At 68.4% G+C, this 21972-nt stretch carries 26 protein-coding genes; 15 read left to right on the top strand and 11 right to left on the bottom strand.

From position 1 onward, the window contains the following. Window positions 1-4 precede the first annotated feature (4 nt). The 5 genes from MILUP08_RS14055 to MILUP08_RS14075 all read right to left on the bottom strand — a co-directional run bounded on the left by MILUP08_RS14055 (window position 5) and on the right by MILUP08_RS14075 (window position 4256). Window positions 5-1333, bottom strand: coding sequence for a TadA family conjugal transfer-associated ATPase (locus tag MILUP08_RS14055; RefSeq protein WP_007458658.1), 1329 nt, complete (start codon window positions 1331-1333; stop codon window positions 5-7). Next, complete coding sequence (locus tag MILUP08_RS14060; RefSeq protein ID WP_144056921.1) at window positions 1330-2178, bottom strand: CpaE/TadZ family protein; 849 nt, start codon at window positions 2176-2178, stop codon at window positions 1330-1332. The genes MILUP08_RS14055 and MILUP08_RS14060 overlap by 4 nt, the downstream gene beginning before the upstream one ends. 17 nt (window positions 2179-2195) lie before the next feature. After that, window positions 2196-2753: an SAF domain-containing protein gene (locus MILUP08_RS14065; RefSeq protein ID WP_167626047.1), complete on the bottom strand. Its 558-nt coding sequence runs from the start codon at window positions 2751-2753 to the stop codon at window positions 2196-2198. Window positions 2754-2859: 106 nt separating this feature from the next. Next, on the bottom strand, window positions 2860-3366 hold the full coding sequence (locus tag MILUP08_RS34175; RefSeq protein ID WP_144056922.1) for a hypothetical protein: 507 nt from the start codon (window positions 3364-3366) through the stop codon (window positions 2860-2862). 359 nt (window positions 3367-3725) lie between these two features. Further along, window positions 3726-4256, bottom strand: coding sequence for a hypothetical protein (locus MILUP08_RS14075; RefSeq protein ID WP_144056923.1), 531 nt, complete (start codon window positions 4254-4256; stop codon window positions 3726-3728). Window positions 4257-4688: 432 nt separating this feature from the next. Here MILUP08_RS14075 and MILUP08_RS14080 point away from each other — a divergent pair, with 432 nt between their 5' ends. Then, on the top strand, window positions 4689-5012 hold the full coding sequence (locus MILUP08_RS14080) for a helix-turn-helix domain-containing protein (RefSeq protein ID WP_039905985.1): 324 nt from the start codon (window positions 4689-4691) through the stop codon (window positions 5010-5012). Between the two features lie 339 nt (window positions 5013-5351). On the opposite strand, the gene MILUP08_RS14085 is transcribed toward MILUP08_RS14080, so the two are convergent. The 6 genes from MILUP08_RS14085 to MILUP08_RS14110 all read right to left on the bottom strand — a co-directional run bounded on the left by MILUP08_RS14085 (window position 5352) and on the right by MILUP08_RS14110 (window position 10786). Beyond that, window positions 5352-6038, bottom strand: a complete 687-nt coding sequence (locus MILUP08_RS14085; protein WP_007458671.1) for a hypothetical protein — start codon at window positions 6036-6038, stop codon at window positions 5352-5354. A gap of 272 nt (window positions 6039-6310) precedes the next feature. Next, entirely contained in the window at window positions 6311-6949 is a 639-nt protein-coding gene (locus MILUP08_RS33800; protein ID WP_144056924.1) for a GNAT family N-acetyltransferase, read from the bottom strand. Then, entirely contained in the window at window positions 6946-7596 is a 651-nt protein-coding gene (locus MILUP08_RS14095) for a GNAT family N-acetyltransferase (RefSeq protein ID WP_007458673.1), read from the bottom strand. The genes MILUP08_RS33800 and MILUP08_RS14095 overlap by 4 nt, the downstream gene beginning before the upstream one ends. Window positions 7597-7680: 84 nt before the next feature. Next, window positions 7681-8358: a GOLPH3/VPS74 family protein gene (locus MILUP08_RS14100; RefSeq protein ID WP_007458674.1), complete on the bottom strand. Its 678-nt coding sequence runs from the start codon at window positions 8356-8358 to the stop codon at window positions 7681-7683. Further along, window positions 8355-9374, bottom strand: a complete 1020-nt coding sequence (locus tag MILUP08_RS14105) for an acetamidase/formamidase family protein (protein WP_420329257.1) — start codon at window positions 9372-9374, stop codon at window positions 8355-8357. Before MILUP08_RS14105 ends, MILUP08_RS14100 begins: the two co-directional genes overlap by 4 nt. Window positions 9375-9379: 5 nt before the next feature. Continuing rightward, a complete protein-coding gene (locus tag MILUP08_RS14110) occupies window positions 9380-10786 on the bottom strand; it encodes an APC family permease (RefSeq protein ID WP_007458676.1) in 1407 nt (468 codons plus the stop codon). A 267-nt stretch (window positions 10787-11053) separates the two neighbouring features. Here MILUP08_RS14110 and MILUP08_RS14115 point away from each other — a divergent pair, with 267 nt between their 5' ends. The 14 genes from MILUP08_RS14115 to MILUP08_RS14180 all read left to right on the top strand — a co-directional run bounded on the left by MILUP08_RS14115 (window position 11054) and on the right by MILUP08_RS14180 (window position 21967). Then, a complete protein-coding gene (locus tag MILUP08_RS14115) occupies window positions 11054-12286 on the top strand; it encodes a helix-turn-helix domain-containing protein (RefSeq protein WP_007458677.1) in 1233 nt (410 codons plus the stop codon). 3 nt (window positions 12287-12289) lie between these two features. Then, on the top strand, window positions 12290-13006 hold the full coding sequence (locus tag MILUP08_RS14120; protein ID WP_007458678.1) for a creatininase family protein: 717 nt from the start codon (window positions 12290-12292) through the stop codon (window positions 13004-13006). A gap of 269 nt (window positions 13007-13275) precedes the next feature. Beyond that, the gene (locus tag MILUP08_RS14125; protein WP_007458679.1) at window positions 13276-13710 is read left to right on the top strand and encodes an NUDIX hydrolase; all 435 of its coding nucleotides are present in this window, start codon (window positions 13276-13278) and stop codon (window positions 13708-13710) included. 165 nt (window positions 13711-13875) lie between these two features. Further along, a complete protein-coding gene (folE, locus tag MILUP08_RS14130; RefSeq protein ID WP_007458680.1) occupies window positions 13876-14484 on the top strand; it encodes a GTP cyclohydrolase I in 609 nt (202 codons plus the stop codon). Between the two features lie 8 nt (window positions 14485-14492). After that, the gene (queC, locus tag MILUP08_RS14135; protein WP_202805214.1) at window positions 14493-15203 is read left to right on the top strand and encodes a 7-cyano-7-deazaguanine synthase QueC; all 711 of its coding nucleotides are present in this window, start codon (window positions 14493-14495) and stop codon (window positions 15201-15203) included. Window positions 15204-15321: 118 nt separating this feature from the next. Further along, a protein-coding gene (locus MILUP08_RS14140; protein WP_007455974.1) for an IS5 family transposase occupies window positions 15322-16225 on the top strand; the annotation gives its coding sequence in 2 pieces (ribosomal slippage) (window positions 15322-15843 and window positions 15845-16225; 903 coding nt in all). A 12-nt stretch (window positions 16226-16237) separates the two neighbouring features. Further along, the gene (locus MILUP08_RS14145) at window positions 16238-16618 is read left to right on the top strand and encodes a 6-pyruvoyl trahydropterin synthase family protein (protein ID WP_007458684.1); all 381 of its coding nucleotides are present in this window, start codon (window positions 16238-16240) and stop codon (window positions 16616-16618) included. Between the two features lie 11 nt (window positions 16619-16629). Continuing rightward, the gene (locus MILUP08_RS14150; RefSeq protein WP_039905991.1) at window positions 16630-17370 is read left to right on the top strand and encodes a 7-carboxy-7-deazaguanine synthase QueE; all 741 of its coding nucleotides are present in this window, start codon (window positions 16630-16632) and stop codon (window positions 17368-17370) included. Between the two features lie 166 nt (window positions 17371-17536). Next, window positions 17537-18337: a reverse transcriptase family protein gene (locus MILUP08_RS14155; RefSeq protein WP_007458686.1), complete on the top strand. Its 801-nt coding sequence runs from the start codon at window positions 17537-17539 to the stop codon at window positions 18335-18337. 10 nt (window positions 18338-18347) lie between these two features. Beyond that, window positions 18348-18935, top strand: coding sequence for a formylglycine-generating enzyme family protein (locus tag MILUP08_RS14160; RefSeq protein ID WP_007458688.1), 588 nt, complete (start codon window positions 18348-18350; stop codon window positions 18933-18935). Continuing rightward, window positions 18932-19417, top strand: a complete 486-nt coding sequence (locus MILUP08_RS14165) for a DUF6884 domain-containing protein (protein WP_007458690.1) — start codon at window positions 18932-18934, stop codon at window positions 19415-19417. Before MILUP08_RS14160 ends, MILUP08_RS14165 begins: the two co-directional genes overlap by 4 nt. 2 nt (window positions 19418-19419) lie before the next feature. Next, window positions 19420-20454: a glycosyltransferase gene (locus tag MILUP08_RS14170; RefSeq protein WP_144056925.1), complete on the top strand. Its 1035-nt coding sequence runs from the start codon at window positions 19420-19422 to the stop codon at window positions 20452-20454. Further along, window positions 20454-21383, top strand: coding sequence for a radical SAM protein (locus MILUP08_RS14175; RefSeq protein ID WP_202805215.1), 930 nt, complete (start codon window positions 20454-20456; stop codon window positions 21381-21383). Before MILUP08_RS14170 ends, MILUP08_RS14175 begins: the two co-directional genes overlap by 1 nt. Beyond that, on the top strand, window positions 21380-21967 hold the full coding sequence (locus MILUP08_RS14180) for a phosphoribosyltransferase (protein ID WP_007458696.1): 588 nt from the start codon (window positions 21380-21382) through the stop codon (window positions 21965-21967). The genes MILUP08_RS14175 and MILUP08_RS14180 overlap by 4 nt, the downstream gene beginning before the upstream one ends. Window positions 21968-21972 lie beyond the last annotated feature (5 nt).

Below are 21972 nucleotides of genomic sequence, written 5' to 3' on the forward strand. Positions count from 1 at the left end.
CGTGTCACCACCCGTCACGGTCGAGGACAGCAGGATCCAGGCCAACGTCGACGAGCCGGTCCATGGTCTCGTCCCGCAGTCGGGTCGCCGGCACCGCTTGGCGATCAGGACCGGGCCGGTACACCTCGTTGGACATGATCTGGTCCCCGTCGGTGCCGACGATCTCGCGGACGGAGGAGACCACTCGAAGGCCATTGGGAGTGCGGTCCAGGTGCACGACCATGTGCACCGCCTCACCGAGCAGCGACGTTGCGGCACTTCGCGGATACGACGCCGGCGGCTCCATCGCATAGGTGGTCATCCGCAGCAGCGCCTGCGAACTCGACGAGGCGTGCACCGTCGCCATCGAGCCGTCCACCCCGATCGACATGGCCTTCGCCATCTGTACGACCTCAGCACCGCGTACCTCGCCGAGGATGACCCGATCTGGCGTCAACCGCAGCGCGGCGCGGACACACTGATCCAGGCTGAACTCGCCCACGCCCTCGATGTTCGCCTGCCGTGCCTGCATCGAGATCATGTCCGGGTGGACCTGCGGGTCCAGCGACAGTTCGCGGGAGTCTTCGATCACGATCAGGCGCTCCTGCACGGGAATCGCGGAGGCGAGGGCTCGCAGGAATGTGGTCTTTCCTGCGGCGGGGCCACCGCTGATGACGATGTTCCGGCGGGCCAACACCAAGGCGGTGAACAGATCCGCCATAGTCGGCGTCAGTTCTGCCATCCCCACCAGGTCATCCAGGCTCACTTTCACCATCGGGTGCCGGCGGATCGAAACCGCGACCCGGTCGCTGATGACCTGCATCGCGTGCAGACGCGCTCCGCCAGGCAGCTGCATGGCGAGCTCGGGGGCGTCCGGGTCGAATCGGCGCTCATGGGCTCCGAGCCGGGCGCCCATGTCGCGTAGCTGCTCGATCAGTTCGGCATCGGAGTGTGCGACTGCGGCCACCCGGGCACGTCGGCCGTCGCGGTACTGCACCTGCACGTTGTCGCAGCCGTTGATGTTGATGGTCTCGATCGCCTCGTCGTCGAGGAGTGGTTGGAGCCCACCTGCGCCCACGAAGGAGTTGCGCAACGCCTGTCGAATCCGATGCTCGGCCGTCTCGCTCAGCGGGGGTTGCCCGCGGTGCAACGCTTCGCGCGCGTACTCGTCCAGGGCGTTGGATATCAACAGATCCACGTCGCTGGTGCTGTCCACCGCCCCAACGACGGACACCTGTAGCTGGACGGCGACCGTGGCTCGCAACGCATCGAGAACATCCCGCTCGCCACTGGTCAGCGCGTGGGCGCCCCCCACGCCCATGCTGTTGGTCGGAGCGGAATGCCGAGCGTTCATCGGCCGCTCACCCCGGCGTGCTCGGTCACCGGCGCGATGGACGCCTCAGCACTGGTCTGCCGATCGAGGTCCCGAGCAAGGCCACGACAGGCCCGCAGCAGTGGTAACCGCGTCCAGCCTGTCGACTGCCAACCGCGCCGCGGCACCATCCGTCCGGCCAGAATCCCGGCGCCGCGACGGTCGGTCGGTACGGTCGCGGCCAGCGGCAGTCCAAGGCTGCCGGCCACCTCCACGGCGGGCCACCCGTCGACACCCACGGTCACCAGCTGTACGTCCCGGACCAAACCGGTCAACTGCTCGACGTGCTCGCGTCCCTGGCTAAGGTCTCTCCCTTTTGCTGATGGGATCGGCCGGCCCGTAGGGCCGTTCAGTCGTACATCCGCAGCCCGTACCTCATCCTGCATCGGCCGCAGCACCACCAGCAGGACGTCCACCGCCGACAGCAGCGCGTTCACCGGCGAAGTCGGCTCCCATCGGCCCACGTCGAGCACCACCGCTGGCCGGCCAGCGGCCAGCACTCGCAGCATGTGGGGTCCCCGTACAGCCAGCGCCCGCAGGCTCGCCGCCGCGGCGCCGGGCTCCGCCAGGACTACGTCCACCCCGGGCGGCAGCGGTTGCACCCACCGGGACGGATCCATTCGGACGCCGGCCCCGGATCGAGCATCGGCGGCCATTGACGCCAGCCCAGGCTCCCGCCCGTCATCGTGATACGTCCGACCGAACCGCGCCATCAGGTCCCCGCCCGCAGGGTCGGCCTCCACCATCACGGCGCCCGGCTCGGGCCAACGCAGTGCCAGCCCCAGGGCGAGTGTTGTCGCGCCCGGCGAGCCCTTCGCGCTCGTCACCCCAATCAACATGACGCTCAGCCGCCCGAGCCCTGCAGGATCAGCGACACGTCTCCCGAAGCGACGCTGACCTGCAGTGCCGCCTCCGACGACAGCAGAAGCGACACGGCTGTCAGGCCGGCAGCGTCGGGGACCTCGATCGCGGAAACCGTTGCAGACGCCCGGACCGGCTGCGCAGGTGCAGAGCCGTTGCCGGTCGGCGGCACTACCAGGACGGTCACCCGCGATCCCACCGCCATGCCGGCCGGTGCCTTGCCCGCCTTGACGCCGACAGCGATGACCGACTGACCCACCGGCGGAAACGCCGAACCACCCATCTGGCCAGGCGACAACAGGCTCCCGGCCACCAGCGGTACCGCTGCCGTCCGACCGACCACCGTCTCACGTTGCGATTCGCCTACCAATTGCACCGCGTCACCCGGCACGATCCGTACGACCTTCAGGTCTCGGTCCCGGATCGTCTGACCTGCTCCCACGTCGCGGGCCAGCGCCAGGACCGGAGTCGCCGGATCGGTCCGCAACGCCGTGCCGGCGAAGAGCAGCGAGCACGCGATTGCAAGGACCAGTCCCAACACCACGTTGCGCGGTGAGCGTCGGCGCACACCAACTGGCGAAGGTGTGGATGGCGACCGTCCGTTCGCCGCCGTGGCCGATGACCTCGTCAATGACACAGCCATTTGGTCAGCCCGCCCCGTTGAGCGCGGACGAGCGCTGCACCCGAAGCGGAACCGTGGCGGTTGTCGTCACTGGATCGACCGACCCCGACGTGCCACCGCCGACCCAGCCGATCTCCCACGTCACCGTTGCCCGGACCTCGTACACCCCGCCCGGTTGGCCATTCGACGGGACCTTGTAGGTGTGGCTGCAACTCGACGCTACTGCCGGATCCATGCCCGCGCGCCACGGCGTTCCCGCGCCCGAGCAGGTGAAGGACGCGCCGTCACCAGTCGACCACCGCACCTTGGACGGCGAAGCCGTCGCCGTGACGCTCAGGCCGGGCACCGAAGCCGTCGCTGACCGTGCCCGATAAGAAGGGCCTTCCAGCCACAGCCACGTCGGAACGTTCAGCAGCTGAGCCGCAGGCGGAGCGGGATTGGCCCGGATCGCCGGTACAGGCAGATCCAGCCGGGAAATCGCGGACCGCGCCAAGACCGCCGGATCCGGCGACTGGGCATCCGCGATCCACACGGGCAACCTCTCGGAAGCCCCGCCATCATTGATGCAGTGGCGTGAATACCACGCTCCAGGCTGACGGGCACCCGCCGGGGGATCGTCCCGGCCGATCACGATGTAGCGGCAACCGTCCGCACCCTCGTGCTCACCACCGGAGCCGCCACCGGTGTTCGACCCGCCGTTGTGTTCGCCCCCCGAGTTTCCGTCGCCGGTCGAGGGCGGTGTACCCACCTCGACGGAACATTCAGGCACGTCAGGAGTAAGGCTGCAGTCCACCGGTTTTCACTTGTCGGCTTGGGCGGGGGACGCAACCACCAGCAGAACCAGGCAGCAGGCCGCGGGCATGACACCGGCAGCGGCCAGGAGCCGGAGCCTCAGCACGAGCCGACTCCCTGGACCCCGAAGGACGCCACCTTCCAGCTTCCGCCGACCATGCTCACGGTGGCGTTGACCAATCGGCGCCCGCCGGGTGAGTCGGTGAACGGAGTTCCATTCGGAGTCGCTCTGACCCTGGCCGCGCCGGAGGTATCCGCGCAGTCTCGGACTTTCGCCTGGGTCGGAGCGGCTGCGGGCGTGAGGGACTGGATCGACGGGTTCACAGCGACTTTGCCCTGCCCGACCAGACCCTCGCGACGATCGGACTCCAGGCCGCTTCTCAAGACCTTCAGCGCATCGCCAACCGCGAATTTGGCCAGCTCCGGATGGTCCGGGTTGGACGTCATCCCGGCTTCGTCGTAAGCGGCCCACATCCCGCGGTACGCGGCAAGCGCGAGATCCCCGGGCGTAGCTGGTTGGGAGAGGGAGGTGGATTGGTTGCCGGACGTCGGCGTTGATGAGCTCTCCTCGCCGCTGTCATTACCTGTGCAACCTGCCCCGATCCCCACCAGGCCGACGAGCGCGAGCACGGCCACCACCCTCCCCCTACGGTGTGCCACCAGTTGCCTCCATCGCGGTCAACATGTTCTGTCCTATCCCAGGATCAGAGCCTGCCGCTACGGCACGTGAGTGCGCTACAACCGCGCGCGCCAATCGTGCGTCCCGATCGTGTGTGTCTCGGTGGCAGGGGCTACACCGGCGAGGGAGATAGCAGCGGGCGGACAGTCCGCCCTGTCGGTGCGTGATCAGAACGAGGTCGTCCGGCACCACTGCTCGTTACGACTGGATTTCGTTTTCCCCCATAGCGGTTCTAACCGGTAGCCCTCCGTCACATCAGCAAAGGAGAGACCTTGACACCGCTGCCGCTACTCGGTGAAGTGGTTCCTTCGCGCAATGTCAGATGCACGACAGCTGAGGCAGTCGGGCCAGGCGTTGGGCACCTGGGCGGGGGACGGTGAACTGTGGCATTGATCCATTTTCGGATCTTGGAGCAGGTTTTCAGGCACAGCTGGTGGGCTTCGATTTTGTTGACGCTCGCTGATCGACAGCTGCGGTACACCGAGCTCGCTGCCGCCCTCGTCGAGCGCTGGGGAGCGAGGCCCGGCGACGGCCACCTGTCCAAGGCGCTCAAGCAGATGCGCCAGGCTGGGCTCGTCAACCAGGTCGACGATGGACGTGGGTACCTGACCTGGACGCTCACAGCTGAGGCGCGTCAGAGGGCCGAGATGCTGGCAATGATCGAAAAGGCGCTCGAAGAGGGCCAGCGCAGTATCGACCGTCACTGAAATGAACGTTGTCGTCCGTCTGACGTTCGTGGCTCGACCGCCCGACGACCCGGGCAAGATTCTGCGGTAGCTATCCGCCCCGACGCTGCCGATCTGGCACCCCTGCGACCGACGTTGTTGACGACCAGGTCCTTTGGGAGAGGGGGTGGCGGTCGGATTGCCACCGGTGGGCGGGATCGGCACCGGAGTCGCGCGGCCCGACGTAGGCAATGCTCGACGAATGCTGCGTGCCGGGCCACGGTGAAGGCCCGGAAGGGTGACCGCGGGTGGCGGATCCGTACGCCTGCGGATTCGCATGATCATTCCTTCCGGGCCTTCCCACCCGTCTCGACGGGTGGTTCAGGGGTGCACGAGAACTGTTGCGGTGTCGGTTGTGTGGCCGCGTTCGAGGATGAGTACGTACGAGAAGAGGCCAGGGCGGGCACCGGCGACCTGTTCGTGTGCGGCGAGGACCTCACCCGTACGCGGGTGGATTACGAGCTCCAAAGTCGATCCATCGGCGGTGACCATGAAGCCAAGGCCGACTCGTCCGGCGATGTCGGTCGCGAACCCCTGGTAGGCGATGTGCGGCACGTTGGCGAGCACTCGCAGTGTTGCCGCGCGCTGTTCCTGGTTGAGGTATTGGCCGGTGGTGAGGCCGACGATGCCGTGGACGACCATCCGGGGGTAGGCAGGCTCATCAGCCAGTTCGCGTGGGGCCAGCGCGTTGGTGAGCGCGCTGGGTTCGGTGGGCAGCGGGTCCGGCAGGTACGGCCGAAGCTCGCCCGGCGCGCACCGCCGGGCGTGTACGGTCGCGACCGCAAACAGATCGCGTTCTTTGGCGTTCGGCCGGTGGGTGAGGCCGCGTACGTTCGGCGGCTGGCGGGTGACCTCACGGCCAGAGCCGTCATCGTGGCGCCACCGTCGCAGATCGGTTCGGGTAATGACGTTGGTGGCACGCGTCCATGACTGGGTGTGTAGGTAGGTGTAGGCCAGGGTCTCGGTGTCGTCTGCAGGCGTTGCGCCGATGTCGGCGGCCAGGGCCATGAGCCGCTGTTGTGAAGTGAGACGAGGGTCGGTCGCTGCTGTGGGCCGCTGTCGCGCTGTGGGAGACCCTGATGGTTCCGGGACACGGTTCGTGGGCGCGGCTGGCTGGCAGGCGGTGATCAGGATGCCACCGAGGACACTCATCGCCATTCGAACGGTCGGAGCAGTTGGTCGACGCGTCAACATCCTGGGGGTCCTCTCGCTGGTTGTGCGGGAACCGGCCCGGGCCACTTCACGTGTGCAGCGGATCGGAGCCCGGTTATTCCCGGAGTTCACTCGGCGGGTGCCGTGCCGGTCTGGGCCGTGGTTACGGGGCGCCCGCGGCGTCTCAGCGGCCAGAGGGTGGGCCCGCCGGGCAGCTGCATCGGCAGCTCGGCCCGGTAGCCGTGGACGGCCAGGAGGTCGCGGGTCGCTCTGGTGGTCACGACGGTGGAGATGGGGTAGCCGATTTCGTCGATTGCCCGGTGACGGCATGCGAGGAGGTCGCCTGCGATGCCCTGACGACGGAAGTCCTGGTGTACGGACAACCAGGAGAGCCAGTAGTGCGGGGCGGCCGATTGGTAGCTGCGCAGGGCGGAAGTTACCTGCTCAAACCGCGGCAGCGCCGGACCGGTGAAGGTACCCAGGTGCTGACCAGTGAGGACTGGTCCACCGTCGGCGGGATACCGTCGCCACATCGCGGCGCCGGACATGTCGCTCAGCACATCGACGCCGCCCTGCTCGACGGCGTGGCTGACCTCCACCGCCAGCAACCGGTGGGAAATATAGGTTCGCTGCTCCGGGTCCGGCATGAGCCATTGGGCGAGCGGGTCGCCCTGCAACTCGGCAGTCAGTATGGCCACGATGCTCGCGACGTCAGCAGGAGCAGCCGGCCGAACCGGCGTGCTCCCCTCAGGGTTCATTGCGCTCACCGGTCAGATAGGTGCGGGGTGAAGAAGCTGGCTGGGATTGTGATGCCGAGCGGCGCTCGCCACATCCGCCAGATCTTCGGCCCTCCGTCGGGTAGGACCATCGACGGGCCGGGCAGGTAGCCGAGCCGCAGGTAGAGGTCTCGGTTGCGTGTGCTGGTGGCATGCACGTAGGCGGGCATGCCGAGCGGGTCGATCTGTTGGTGGTGGTTACTCAGCAGCGCGGTCCCAGTTCCCCGACCTTGATGTCCGGGGCTCACGGCGGCGTACGCGAGGTAGTGGTGCACCTCGGGTGGGTGGTGCGATTCGAGCATCGTCTCGATCAGGACGAACTTCGGCGCGTACGTACCGGTCGCTTCCCGCACACCCACCCGGTGGTCGGCCGCGACGGCGGGGGACGGTTCGGGTCGGGGATACCAGATCGCCGCGGCAGATCCGTCGGCAGCCATGTCCACGTGGCCGTATTGCAGGCCGTGACCCACGATGTGGGTGAAGTAGCGGTAGGAGATGAAGCGGCGATCGTCGTGGTCGGGGATCAGCCAGTCGGCGACCGGATCGTGGAGGAACGTCTCAGCGAGGACGCCGATAAGTCTGCCCGCGTCGTCGGGCGTGGCCTGACGTACGGTCACGTTTGTACTGATGCTCGCCATGCTCACTCCTGTGATGCGCAGGTTGCCTTGGGCCTTGCGTGAGGCAGTCGCTCACGGTGATTTCCGAAGGTGACGGAGGCGGAATTAGCGGTAGGCGGCGGTGGCGAGGTCACCGACGGCGGCGTCGACGGCGGCGGTGATGTCGCGTACCGGCTGGTAGTGCTGCGCGGCGATGGCCTTCAGGCGAGCGGTCATGGCTGGGGTGTCGTCGTCGAGGTAGAGGTGGTGGGTGAGGCCGAGTCCGGCGACGAGGCCGGCGAGGGCGGCGGTGTGGTTGTCGGGTTGTTCGCGGCCGGTGGCGAGGTAGCGCAGGCGGGAGCGGGCGATGACAGCCCATTTGCCGTCGGTGGGCAGGTAGGTGTCGGCGCGGATGAGGCCGCCGAGGCGCCGTCGGGTGTGCTGGCGCAGGATTCCCCCGGCGACGAGGCCCGCGCGGGTGCGGTCGTACAGGTCGTCGGAGAACCCCTGCAGCCACGTGCGCAGCAGCGGGTGAGCGTTGCGGATGGTGGCGGCTGCGGCGTCGGCTATCAGGTCTCCGACCGGGCGGTCGATGTGCGGGTGTACCCGCTGGTGGCCTGCTGCGCGCGCCTCGTCGTTCAGGTCGAGAGTCACCCGCCCGGCCAGGTACAGGTCGATCAGGACCGCGCCGGCGAGCCCGAGCGCGAGGGCCTGCCGGTGCACGTGGAGGTGTCCGGTGTCGTCGTCGTGGCCGAGGAGGAACAGGTCATCGCGCAGCGGCAGGCGCGGGATCGACGCGGTCATCGGCGGGGCTCCGACCGCAGTCCGGCGGTGAGCCGCCGCAGCCGCTCGTGTGCCCCGCCATAGGCGGGTCCGGGGGCGGGGAGCAGGCTTTTGTCGATGGCAGCGAGGACGGTGTAGTTGGGGTCGCACACGTTGCCGATCGGCGCTCGGCCCGCCTGCGACACGAGCTGGTAGGCGTCCAGGGTTTCCAGGCCGGTCAGGGTACTGGCCCAGCCGACGAGGTCGTGCTGGGCGATGCGGTACGCGTCCTCCAACGGACGGGCGCACCCGATCGTCAGGATGTCCCGGTCGGTCTCCAACCGCGGCCACCGTGTGGTGACGCCTTTGATGACGTCGATGGCGAGGGTGGTGGTCGTGGCGATTTCCACGCCGACGCCGCAGGCCTCGCCCTCGCCCTGGCGGGCGTGCCCGTCGCCGAGGGCCAGCATCGCCCCGTTAACGTTCACCCCCAGGTAGAGGGTGGTGCCGGCGCGCAGGTGCGGGGTGTCGAGGTTCCCGCCGTGGGTGTCGGGCACGAGTGTGGAGCGGGCTTCGAATCCGCCGGGGGCGACACCGATCGTGCCGATCATCGGGTCCAGCGGCAGGTCCACGCTGTGGTCGCTGCGGGTGGCCTCGAACCGTACGGTCCCGGCCTGGCGGTCGATGTCGTACACCCAGACCCGCTCCTCGAGCGGCGGTTGCAGGGTGGCGGTGTGGGCGGTGGAGGTCAGTGCCCCGAAGTGCGGGAACGTCGACGACACACCCCAGTCCCGGGCCGGGGTGATGGCGGCGAGGTAGACGGCGAGGGTGTCGCCGGGCTCGGCGTCCTCGACGAAGAACGGCCCGGACACCGGATTGAGGTACGGCATGCGGCACACCTGCGACGGCAGGTCCGCCGGCCCCCGAACGAGACCACCGAAGCAGTCCTCCGTCACGACGGTGAACACGTCCCCGCCGCGCACGTGCGCCACCGGCATCCGACCGCCGAAGGTGTACGCCAGCTCGTCCCGAGCGGGCCGGTAGGTGAACCTGTCCATGCCGGTCACACCCGCTCCACGTGACGCGCCTGCGGCTGCGCCGGCGCCAACCCCGACAGTGCCGGCCGGCGGCCCGACAGGTACAGGCCAGCCAGAACGACCATCCCGAGGGCGAGCCAGGCCAAGCCGAGGCGCTGCGCGGCGATGTTGGCGTTGACCACCACCCACACCAAGATCGCGAAGCCGATCGCGGGCATGACCAGGTGCGCCCACCAGTTCCCGCTGCGCTCCCGGATGAGGTGATGCACCACGACCGAGACGTGTAGGACCAGGAACGCGACCATCGCCCCGAAGTTGATCAGCGACGACAGCAGGGTGATCCCGTCCGCACGGGTCGCCATGTACAGGCCCAGCGCCACGGACACGGCACCGGTGAGCAGCGTGGCGTTGATCGGCACGTTGCGCCGGATCGACACCTTCGCCAAGAATGCCGGCAATTGTCGGTCGCGGGCCATCGCGTACAGCAGCCGAGAGGTGGCGACCTGCGCGACCATCGAGTTCGGCAGCCCCCACGCGATCGCTGTCGCGACCGCGCATAGGGTCGCCAGCCAACCCCCGCCAGCCACGGCGGCGGCGTCGTAGAAGGCGGTTCCGTTCGGATCGCCCTCGGCCAGCAGCGAGACCGGGTCGGGGACGAGCATCGCCGCCAGCCACGTCTGCGCGACGAACAGCACCCCCGCTAGGACGAGGACCGCGGCCATTGCGCGGCCGATCTGCCGGGAGCCACCCTTGGTTTCCTCGGCCAACATCGAGATGCCGTCGAAACCGAGGAAGGACAGCACCGCGATCGACACCGCACCCGCCACTACGGACCAGGTGAAGGTGTCGGCGTTGTAGAACGCCGCCCAGCTGAACCGGCCCCGACCAGAGGCGAGGGCCCAGCCGGCGGCGGCCAGGAAGACCGCCAGGACGATCAGCTCGCCGACGAGCATCACCCGGGTGACGGCCGCCGTCATGCGGATCCCCACCGAGTTGACGATCGTGTTCACTGCGACGAACCCGAGCAGCCACAACCACACCGGCACCGCCGGGACCGTCGCGTGCATCGCCACCGAAGCCACCAGATACAACAGCCCCGGCACGAGTACGTAGTCCAGGAGGATCACCCAGCCGGCCAGGAACCCGACCGGCGGGCTGATGCCCCGGCCGGCGTAGTTGTAGACGCTGCCCGACATCGGGAACGCCCTCACCATCTGCGCATACGAGAACGCCGTGAACACCAACGCCACCACACCGACGGCGTACGCCAGGGCGACCATCCCGCCGGAGCCAGCGTAGACGCTGCCGAAGATCGCCATCGGCGCGATCGGCACCATGTATACCAGCCCGTAGGCAAGTAGATCCCTGAACCGCAGTTGGCGGCTCAGCTCCTGCCGATATCCATATCGCGACAGGTCATTCTGGAGACTCATTAGACTCCTCAGGTATTTGAGTCCTGGTTCGCAGTTGGTCCGTCGGCCACGGCAGCTACTCGTTGGCCCGAAATCGGCTGCTGATGATTTGCCTGGCATGCCGGGGGTATTTCAACGACGAGAATTGCGTACTGAGCCAGATGAGTCGATAGCGATGATGCGGACATGCGGTGTTGTCCGCATGCGACTGTCCGCGTAGCGTTCGAGCACGTACGGTGAGGCCCGTCCGGCTGCGGCAGCGGCGGGCAACGGCATGCAGGAGTACCGGTGGCCCAGGTTCCGCGACGACTGACCCCGCATCGATCAGTGCTGCATGGGTATGGCGCCGCGCTGCGACAGTGGCGCGAGTGCCGCGGGCTGTCCCAGCGCGCTCTAGGCAGGCTGGTGCACGTCAGCGGGGACCTCATCGGCAAGGTGGAAAAGGCCGAACGTTGGCCGTCCGCCCGCCTCATCGAGTCGTGCGAGGCCGCACTGCAGACGGGTGGCGAGCTGGTCGCTTTCCTGTCGGACCTTGAACGTGAGCGTCGACTGACCGGCGTCGGCTACCGCCCCGCCGGCGGTGCGGACGGCCAGCTCGGGGTGTTCATGGATCATTCCGAGGAGACTGACCTGCTCCGCTCGTGGCACGAGCAGCTCGCCGATCTCGCCACAGCCGGAAACCGCACCGGATATGCGGGGATGGCGTCCACCGCCCATGCGCAGATCAGTGCCGCAGCCACCATCGGACGACGGAGCAGCTCAGCCGACCGTCGAAACGTGCTCATCGCCCAGGCTATGTGGGCCGAGTTCCTCAGTTGGATCGACGAGCAGAGCGACGCCGCCGAGGCGGACGCATGGCTGCGACGCGCCCAGCAGCACGCCGTCGAAGCCAACGCGCCGGCGCTGGCAAGCTACGTCCTGATGAGGCAGAGCCAACGCGCTCTCGAGCGATTCGACCCGCGTCAGGCCGCTGCCCTGGCGCAGCAGGCTCTGGACGAGGTCCGGTTACCGGGCCGCATTCGCGCTCTGCTGCTGGTTCGTCAGGCTCAGGCTTTCGCGATGGGCGGCGACCAGATCTCCTGCGTTGCCAGCATCGACGAGGCGCAGAGGGTTGCCGGCAGGGCCGACTGGGACTCGGAACTGCCGATCGACGTTGGCGTCCACTGCAACCCGGTGTACGTGACTGCCCATGAAGCGCAGTGCCGTCTACTGCTCGGCCAGCCGGCGGCGGCAGCCGATCTCTACGAGCAGCTTCTTCAGGACTGGCCAAGTCAGTGGCGTGTCGACGAGGCCCTCTGGCGATCGGCCCTGTCCACCGCCTACGTCAACAGTGGCAACGTCGAACGCGCCGCGACCGAGGCCACCAACGCCCTGACCTTGGCCGCTGGTACGTCCTCCGGGCGGGCTCTGCGCTGGTTGAACCCCACGGTGGTTGCCCTTCGACAGCAGCCAGGCGTTCCCGAGGCGGTGGCCTTCGTGCTCGCCTATCGGCAGGCGACTCTGGAAGCGTGTAACCATTAGCCCGTGGACCTGATCACCACGGCAACGAGCACCGACGAGTCCGAGCGGGCGGCGTCCGTCGCGGTCCTCCCGGTCGGGAGTTTCGAACAGCACGGCGCCCACCTGCCGTTGCTGACGGACACCATCGTGGCATGCGCGATTGCGAAGGCGGTCGCTGAGCACTACGACCTCTTTCTGCTACCGCCCGTGACGATTTCCTGCTCCCACGAGCACGCGGCGTGGCGTGGAACGGTCAGTATCAGCGCCACCACCCTCGCCGCCGTAGTCGTCGACATCGCCACCTCTCTGCGTGAATCGGGCATCGATCAGCTCGCCGTGATCAACGGACACGGCGGGAACTATGCGCTTGCCAACGTCGTCCAGGAAGCCAACGTCGCCGGACCGCGGATGACTCTGTTCCCCGCTCGGGCCGACTGGGACGAGGCTCGACTGGCCGCCGGCCTGCACAGCACCGCCCACCAGGACATGCACGCTGGCGAGATTGAGGTTTCACTCCTCCTGCACGTCGCGCCGGAGGTCGTGCGTGATGGCTTCCAGCATGCCGACCACGTCGCGGATGACAGACGTCACCTCCTCACGCGGGGCATGGGTGGCTACACCACCAGCGGCGTCATCGGTCTGCCGTCTCACGCCACCGCCGCCAAGGGCAAAGCCGTACTCGAGGACCTTGTCCGCTCCTTCGCCGATCACTACGGCCTCCTGCCGGGGCCCAAGGCATGACCAGGAATTGACGCTGACGGTCCGGGCGCTGCGTTTCCGGATCACTGACCGGACGACGGCTGGCATCGTCACTCCGATCGAGGCCGTCATGCGGACAAGTGCTGTTGTCCGCATCCGGGTCACATCAATGGTGACGTCGATGGTTGTCTAATGGTCGACGGGAGGCGCTGACGACAGATCCATCGTCGTTCGAGAGGGCAGTGGTGCCCCGCATCAGCGCTGTAGGGCGCGGACCGATATCGAGGTTCGACGTCGAGCGAAAGGTCGTCATGCCCGAAAAGGTCCTCACACACAAGGCGCTCTGCTGCATCGTGCGGAATGGGCTGCTGCTCGTCTTCCGGCACACGAATTACAGCTACGAAGAGGTGGGCATCCAGGTGCCGGGTGGCACCATCCGCCCCGGTGAGGCTCCGGAGGATGCTGCGCTGCGCGAAGCCCGCGAGGAGACCGGGCTCACCGACCTCATGGTCGTCCGCAAGCTGGGTGAGTCCAAGTACGACATCAGTCCGCTGCGGTTCGAGATCCAGCACCGACACATCTTCCTCCTGGAGCTCTTCGAGCCCACGCCCATGCGCTGGTCGAGCCAGGAAGACCACGACGGCACCCAACTGCCGACCCGGTTCGAGTGCTTCTGGGTGCCGTTGACGGCGGGGCACATCCTGCAATCCGGCCAGGGCGCGCTCCTGGGCCGGATCTTCGACTGACGGATCTGCCTCGGCGCTCGGAGTGCCTGCCACTCCGAGCAGGGCGCCGTGATCCCTGCCTCGATTCAAAGAGCGTCAGCTTCGAGCCGGCGCAGCACGCCTCGAATGTGAACCCGTTTGGACTCCGCAGCGCTGGGGCGCTCGGACCTTCACAAAGGAGTTGGCATGACGGTGATCGAAACACGACCCTCTGCGCCCGTTCAGATGGCGAGGGCAGACGTCGCCGCGGCGGTAGCCGCCGCTGAGCGGATGCTGGCCGCGCTCGGCGTCGACACACAGGCCGAGCACCTCCGGCGTACTGCGGAACGGATGGTGCTGTCGTACGGCGAAGTCTTGAGGCCGGCGCCGTTCGAGGCGACGGACTTCGTCAACGACGCGAAGCATCAGGGCTTCGTGATCGTGCGGGACGTGGCGTTCGCCGCGATCTGCGCCCATCACCTGCTGCCGTTCGTCGGCTCGGCGACCGTGGGATATCTCCCGGGTGCGCGGTTGTTGGGGCTGTCGAAGCTGACGCGGCTGGTTGAGCACGCCACGCGAGGGTTGCAGGTCCAGGAGAACGTCACGCAACAGATCGCCGACGGACTGCAACAGGTCGTCCCGGACAACGGCGGCATGGGGGTGATCGTCGAGGCGGAGCACCTGTGCATGACGCTGCGGGGAGCCAAGGCGCGGGGAGCCTCGACGGTGACCTCGGCGTGGCGCGGCGCGCTGGCACGCGATGTCTCGGTGCGGTCGGAGTTCCTCAGCCTGGCGGGGCGGGGGTGGCGGCCGTGACCGCTGCCGTGCTGCCGCTGGTCACTCCGGTACCCGCGCACGTCGTCGTCATCGTCTCCGGTGGCATGGACAGCACCGTGTTGGCGTACGCCCTGCAGCAGGGCGGGTCGACGGTGACGCTGCTGTCGTGCGACTACGGGCAGCGGCACCGCCGTGAGTTGGACTATGCGGCACGGACCGCCGAGGCCCTGCACGCGCCTCACGTGGTGGTCGACCTGACTGGCATCGTCGGTGTGCTGACGGGCTCGGCTCTCACCGACGCCCAGGTCGATGTGCCGGACGGGCACTACACCGATGGTTCGATGCGCGCCACGGTCGTACCGAACCGTAACGCGATCATGCTCGATGTGGCCGTGGCCCGCGCGGTCTCCGGTGGTGCGGACGCGGTGGCATTCGGTGCCCACGCCGGTGACCACCCGATCTACCCGGACTGTCGACCAGCCTTCCTTGCCGCGTATGAGTCGACCGTGCGGCTGGCGAATGAGGGCTTCCTGCCCGCTGGCTTTCGGGTCGTCGCGCCGTTCATTGAATGCTCGAAGGCCGACATCGCCCGGCTCGGGGACACCATCGGCGTGCGGTTCGCCGACACCTGGTCCTGCTACAAGGGCGGCGAGCGGCATTGCGGGACCTGCGGTACGTGCGTCGAGCGGCGCGAGGCGTTCGCGATGGCGGGCGTGACGGACCCGACCGAGTACGCCACCGCCTCGGGGGTGATCTAGGCCGTGTTTCGTAAGTGGGCGTGGGCCGGGTGAGGTCACGGCGTGGCGGTGATCGATAACTGAAGAGGTCTCCGGTAAGTGGGTTAGCGACCAAGCAAACCTGAATACCGGAGACCTCGTGGCCAGCCTAGCGGCGGCGGCGCGGCATGACCTGAGCGACATCCAGTGGCAGCACCTGCACCCGTTGCTGCCTGCGGAATCGTCGCGGGGAAGACCGTGCAAGTGGACCAGACGACAGATCATCGACGGCATACGGTGGCGGGTACGCACCGGTGCACCCTGGCGCGACGTGCCCGCGAACTACGCCCCATGGCAAACGCTGTATCGATGGTTCCGCCGCTGGCAACGTGACGGCACCTGGGCCCGCATCCTGGCCGGGCTCCAAGCCGCCGCCGACGCGGCCGGGCGCATCGACTGGAGCGTCAGCGTCGACTCCACGATCAGCCGCGCCCATCAACACGCCGCCGGTGCCCGTCGTGACGGCGATCGGCAGAAAGAACCACCCGGCGGGATCCATGCCGAGCCTGCCGATCACGCGCTGGGCCGGTCGCGGGGCGGGTGGACCACCAAGACTCATCTTGCCTGTGAACAGGGCCGCAAGGTCCTGGCCACCGTCGTCACGGCCGGACATCGCGGTGACCAGCCCGCAATTCACCACGGTCCTCGACCGTATCCGCGTCACCCGGTCCGGGCCCGGTAGGCCCCGGACCCGCCCGCAGCAGATCTTGGCGGACCGGGCCTACACGTCCAAGGCCAACCGCGCATACCTGCGCCGACGCGGAATCAAGGCCTGCATCCCGAGCAAGAGCGACCAAGACGCCCACCGCCTCGCGAAAGGCTCCCGCGGCGGCCGGCCACCCGCCTTCAGTCCTGAAACCTACCGCCGACGCCACGCAGTCGAGTGCGGCATCAACCAGCTCAAGCAACACCGCGCCATGGCCACCCGCTACGACAAGCTGGCCGTCCGCTACGAAGCCACCCTGACCATCGCCGCCATCAACCAGTACCTCCGAGCTTTATGAAACACGGGCTAGGTGTTCCGCATCGGCAAACAATTCCGCTTCGAGGCCGCGCACTCGCTGCCTGATCTGTCCGAAGGCCATCAGTGTGCGCGCGTCCATGGCCACAGCTACACCGTCGAGGTGCACCTCGTTTCTGACGGCGAGCTGACCCGACCCGGGTTCGTCGTGGACTTCGCCGAACTCGGCCCGTTCAGCGCTCATATCCGCGACCACTTCGACCACCGCGACCTCAATACGGTGCTGGACGCACCACCGACGAGCGAGCACCTCGCCGCCTACTTCTACAAGTGGTGCCGCGACCATCTGCGGCTACCGGAACCGGTTCGGGTGGAGAAGGTCCGGGTGTCGGAAACGGCGTCCACCTTCGCCGAGTACGGGCCAGACCTGCCATGACAGCCCCGTCCATGCCCGCCGTACCGCCATTTCCAGCCGGCTCGCCTGCGGTGCCGGCGCGGCCGTTGCTGGTCGCGGAGACATTCGGCCCGACGCTGCAGGGCGAAGGACCGAGCACCGGCCAGCAGGCGTTGTTCCTACGGCTGTCGCGGTGCAACCTTTCCTGCCCACGCTGCGACACCCCATACACGTGGGATACCTCCCGCTTCGATCTCCGCGCGCACACGGCCGACCGCCCGGCCGAGGAGATCATTCGGTGGGTGTTGACACAGCAGACACGGCTGCTGGTCATCACCGGCGGCGAGCCGCTGTTGCAGCAGGACCGGCTGCTGCCCGTGGTGGACGCGGTCACCGCTGCGGGGCGACGGGTAGAGATCGAAACCAACGGCACGGTCGTTCCCCTGCCGGCACTTGTCGCATCGGTAGGCGCGTTCAACGTGTCTCCGAAGCTTGCTGGCTTCGCCGGACCGAGGGACGGTCGGCGGCGGATCAACCCGGACGCGCTGTCGGCACTGGCCGGCTCGGGCCGGGCCGTGTTCAAGTTCGTGGCCGCCGACACAGCGGAGTTGGACGAGATCGCCCGGCTTCAGGAGCAGTTCGGGCTGGACCCGGTCTGGGTGATGCCTGAAGGCACCACCAGTGATGCGGTCCTAGCCGGAATGCGGGACCTCGCGGACGCGGTCCTAGCCAGAGGTTGGCACCTGAGCAGCCGCCTGCACGTGTTGCTGTGGGAGGACACCCGTGGCCGCTGAATCACCGGACTCACGCAGGTCAGATGGGCTTGGACGGGGCCGTCGTTCCCGCCGTGACGGGCCGCGCGTGTGGGGGAGCGGCCCTGCGATCGTCGGCGGCGGGATCGTTCCTGCCGTCCAAGCGAACCCCACGATAGCCCAACCGGCCCCACCTGTGCAGTCCCCGGTGCACTCTCTGATGCCGTACCTGGTGGACCTGCCGCACCTGGTGGCGGCGGCTCGGCTGTGCATGCGCCGTGCCGGCGCACCGGGTGCTGACGGCGTTACCTGGGCTGGCTACCGCAGCGGGCTACGACCGCGTCTCGCTGAGCTGTCCGACCGGCTGCGGACAGGGACGTGGGAGCCGGGCCCGTTACGGCACGTGGAGATCACCTCCTACACGGGCAAGGTCTTCCCGGCGGTGATCCCAACGGTGGAGGACCGCATCGTGCACCGGGCGATGCGTCGCGCAGTCGAGCCGATCATCGAGCATCACGTCCTGGCGGACTGGGTGTCGGCGTACCGGCCGCGCCGTAACCGGATCACCGCCCTGCGCCAAGCCGAGCAACATCTGGCGGCGGGCCGGCAGTGGGTCGCCGATGTCGACGTGGCCGGTGCCTCGGCGGGCGGCAGCAGCGATCAGTTCGTGGACTGGCTCGCCGTCCACGTGGCCGATGGCTCGTTCCTGCGGCTGTTCCGCCGCATCGTCGGGGCGCTGCCGACGCCACTGGTCCCGGGCAGCGGCCTGTGGCCGGTGCTGTTTCACCTGCGACTGTCCCAGGTCGACGCCATGCTCACCGGTTGGCCGGTAGTGCGGTTCGCGGACAACTACCTGATCTTCGCGACGGACCAGGCCCGCGCGGTCGCCGCGTTCGACGCCCTCACCGCTGCCCTCGCCAGCTGGCAGATGCAGCCGCACCCACGCAAGAGCCGCGTCCGGCCACCGCACCAGGCCAACGCCGAAGACCTCTTCCTCATCGACGGATAGGAGCCGACCGATGACCACCATGCACACCGAACCGCTCGCGCGCCCCCGTACCGTCCGCTGGGTACACGTCCCTGCCGGTACCTGCCTCTACGGCGACGCCCGTAAACCCCGTCCCGTGCCTGACCTCCTGGTCGCGGAGACGCCACTGACCGCCGCCCAATGCGGCGTCGGCGAGACCGACCTGCCGATCACCGGCGTCAGCTACGGCGACGCCGTCGGCCTCGCCGCCGAAGCAGGCGGGCGCCTGCCGACATCGGTGGAGTGGGAATGGATCGCCGCCGGACCGAGTCGCCGCCTCTATCCGTGGGGCGAGGAACCGTGGACCCCCGACCGTGCCCTGCTCACGGGGGCCGGACAGTCCCCACGTGCCGCCGAGCCGGTCGGCCGGTACCCATCAGGAGTCACGCCGCAGGGCGTGCTGGATCTGGCAGGCAACGTCTGGGAATGGACCGCCAGCACCGCGATGGGCCTGGGAAAGATCATCAGAGGTGGCTCGTACGCCTCCCCACCGCTGTATGCACACACCACCTTCCTCAACGCCGCCCCCGTCGAACGCCGCAGCCCCGGCATCTCCGTCAGGCCGGTGCGCACCCCATGAACCTCCCACGCCTGCGACTCGCCCATAGCGCCCACGCCGATCGGGCAGAGCTGGTCATCGTCGGCTGCTCGGCGGAGAAGACGCCCACGACCACGCCGCTGCCCGCCCTCGACCTCTACGACGGTGGTTGTGTGCCGCACCTGCGTGCCCGGCTCGGTCACCTGCCGCACCAGCGCAGCCGGGTCCGATTCCTGTCTGCCGAGCACGGCCTCGTCACCGCCGACACCCACCTGCACACCTACGACCGGCCCCTCGACCCGGCCCGCGCCGTCGCGCTGCGCCCGCGCGTCAGGGCTCAGCTGCAAGCCGACCTGCTCACAGACCACATCCCCGACGACATCCTCGTCATAGCCGAACCGCTCTACCTGGTGCTCCTCGCCGAACTCCTCGCCGATCCCCACCGGCCGCGTATCCACTGGATCCCTGACCACGCCACCGGCTGGCCCGATGCCGCCAAGGTCCTCGACGCGTGGGGGTGGTGAGCGTGCCCACCACCCTCAGCGAGGTGCTGGCCGTCACCGCCAACGATTACCGCCACATCACCGCGACGTTCACCCGCCGCACCGGCCTGGACTGGCATACCCCGACTCCGCCGCAGCTCGGAGCCGGCGCCCGACTCAGCGTCGTCATTCCCGCCTGCGACACCGCCCATAGTCTGGCGCCGGTTCTCGACGCGCTCGCTGAGCAGCACACTGCGGCGACCGTCGAGGTGATCGCGGTCGACGACGCGTCCACCGATGCCACCACCGAGCTGCTCGCGGCGCACCCGCGCGTCGACCGGGCCGTCCGCCTTCACACCCGCTCGGGCGCGGGAGCGGCCCGCAACGTCGGAGTCCACCTCGCCACCGGCGACACGATCGTGTTCCTCGACGCCGACATGGTCCTGCGAGACCACGTTCTGGCCGACGTCGCCGCCCGCGCCCGGCATCACACCGTCCTCGTCGGCTTCCGGAACAACATCCCCTACCTGCCCGACGCCAACGGCTCCCCGGTCGTGCCGCCCGGTGAGCCTGACCTCGACGCGGACCATCGAGTGCGGTGGACCCCACCGGCCGGTGTGCCGATGTTCTACACCGGCCAGGTCTACCCGACGCCGTTCGTCGGCAGGCCACTACAGGACACCCGCGATTTCATCGACCTCGGCAACGGTCGCACCTACTACGACTGGGACCTGCCCCGCATGGCTGTGACCGCCCTCGTCGCGGTGCCTCGCCGGGTGGTGCTGGACGTCGGCGGCTTTCACCCCGCGTTCGGTGCCGAGGGCTGGGGCGCCGAAGACACCCACTTCGGTGCGGCCCTCATCGGCCACGGCTGCTTCGTCATCCCGCTGCGGCAGGCCCGAGGTTGGCACATCGATCCACCCGATCCCGCCGCCGCCTGGAAAGCCAAGCTTGCCGGTGTCGCACCCCGAATCGCCCTCTACCGGCAGCTTTGCTCGCAGCCGGCGCCCACTGGCCGCGCCGCGGACCTGGCCGAGGGCGCCGGCAATCTGCTGCGGAAGGCAGAGACCCTGCGATGATGCGAACTTTCGCCGCCCACGGCGACCTCATCCACGATCCCGCATCAGGGATGACCCACCGCGCTCCCACCCCCATCGGGAGCGGCCGAGTCACCCTCGCCCAGGCCACGGTGACCGGCTGGCCATCCGTTGCGCCCGGTGACCTCGGGCGGTCTACCCCCGACAGCATCTGCTGGTCGCCGATCGTTCGGTGCAACCTGCACTGCCCGCAATGCCTCGACGACACCTCAGTGAAAGAGGCGGACACCACCGAACGGCACCGGGTCGCCCACGTCCTCGCCGATGCCGACGTTCTCGGAGTCGATATCTCCGGCGGTGAGCCGTTGCTACTGCGAGACCTGCCCAGGCTGCTGGACATCATTCGAGGCGGGCGCCGCAGCGCCGTCTCCATCACCACCAACGGCTGGCACCTGGCGCGACGCGCCGCCGAGCTGGTCGGGCACACCGACGCCATCCGGGTCAGCCTCGACGGCCCCGACGTGGCCCGCCACGACGCCATTCGAGGACCGCTCAGCTTCGCCAGAGCCATCGAAGGCATCCAGACCGCGGTCGCGCTGCGCATCCCCGTACAGATCCAGACCGTTCTCATGCGCCGCACCGCTGGCTACCTGCAAGAGATGGTGGACCTCGCGGCCGGACTCGGGGCCTGCGGGTTCAGCGCCCTGCAGATGCTGCCCATCGGCGCCGGCACCGCTCTGCCCGACGAACTGCTCAGCGACGACGAAGCCCTGACCCTGTTCACCGCACTGGACGTCCCCGAGCGGCTCAATATGCGGCTGCGTACCCGCGACGTCGCCGGCAACTTCGCCGTCATCCGCGCCGACGGCCGAGTCTGGCGCAACGACAGCACCGCCCTCAACATCGGCGGCCTGCACCCCCTTCGCAGCGCCACCGACCTCGCCCTCAGCGCTCGGGAAGGCACCCCATGAACATCTCGCCGGCGCACCAACCACCTGCCCGCCCGCGCACATTCCGCCACCAACGGATCCTCCGCATCCAGCTTGACGCATACGACCGGGCGGTCGAGGTGCTGGCCGACACCGTCCGGCAGCGCAACTGGCCCATCACCGCCACAATCGGCATCGCCAACGGCGGCCTCGCCCCAGCACGGGGCATCAGCGAACTCCTGCATGTCCCGAGCTTCCACGTCGACGCCAAGCACAACCCAACCGACGCCACCTACACCGAAGCGACCGGCACCGTCACCTACGACCTCAGCCCCCTCACCACCCGACCGGCTAGGCGCAGCCTTGGCGGCACTGTCCTGGTCGTCGATGACATCTGCGGCACGGGTGCCACCTTCGCCACGCTGCTGCCCGAACTCGGCGTGCACCTCGGCCCTGACGTAGCCCTGCGCACCGTGGCGTTGTGCCGCAACGCTGGGAGCGTCTTCGACCCGGACCTGTGGATCTGGACTGTCGACGACTGGGTCTGGTTCCCCTGGGAACCAACACTCGCCGCCGAAACAACGATCGAGGACCTGCCTATCCCGAGCCGGGTACGGACCGCATGACCATC

The sequence above is a fragment of the Micromonospora lupini str. Lupac 08 genome (assembly GCF_000297395.2).
Taxonomy (GTDB): Bacteria; Actinomycetota; Actinomycetes; order Mycobacteriales; family Micromonosporaceae; genus Micromonospora; species Micromonospora lupini.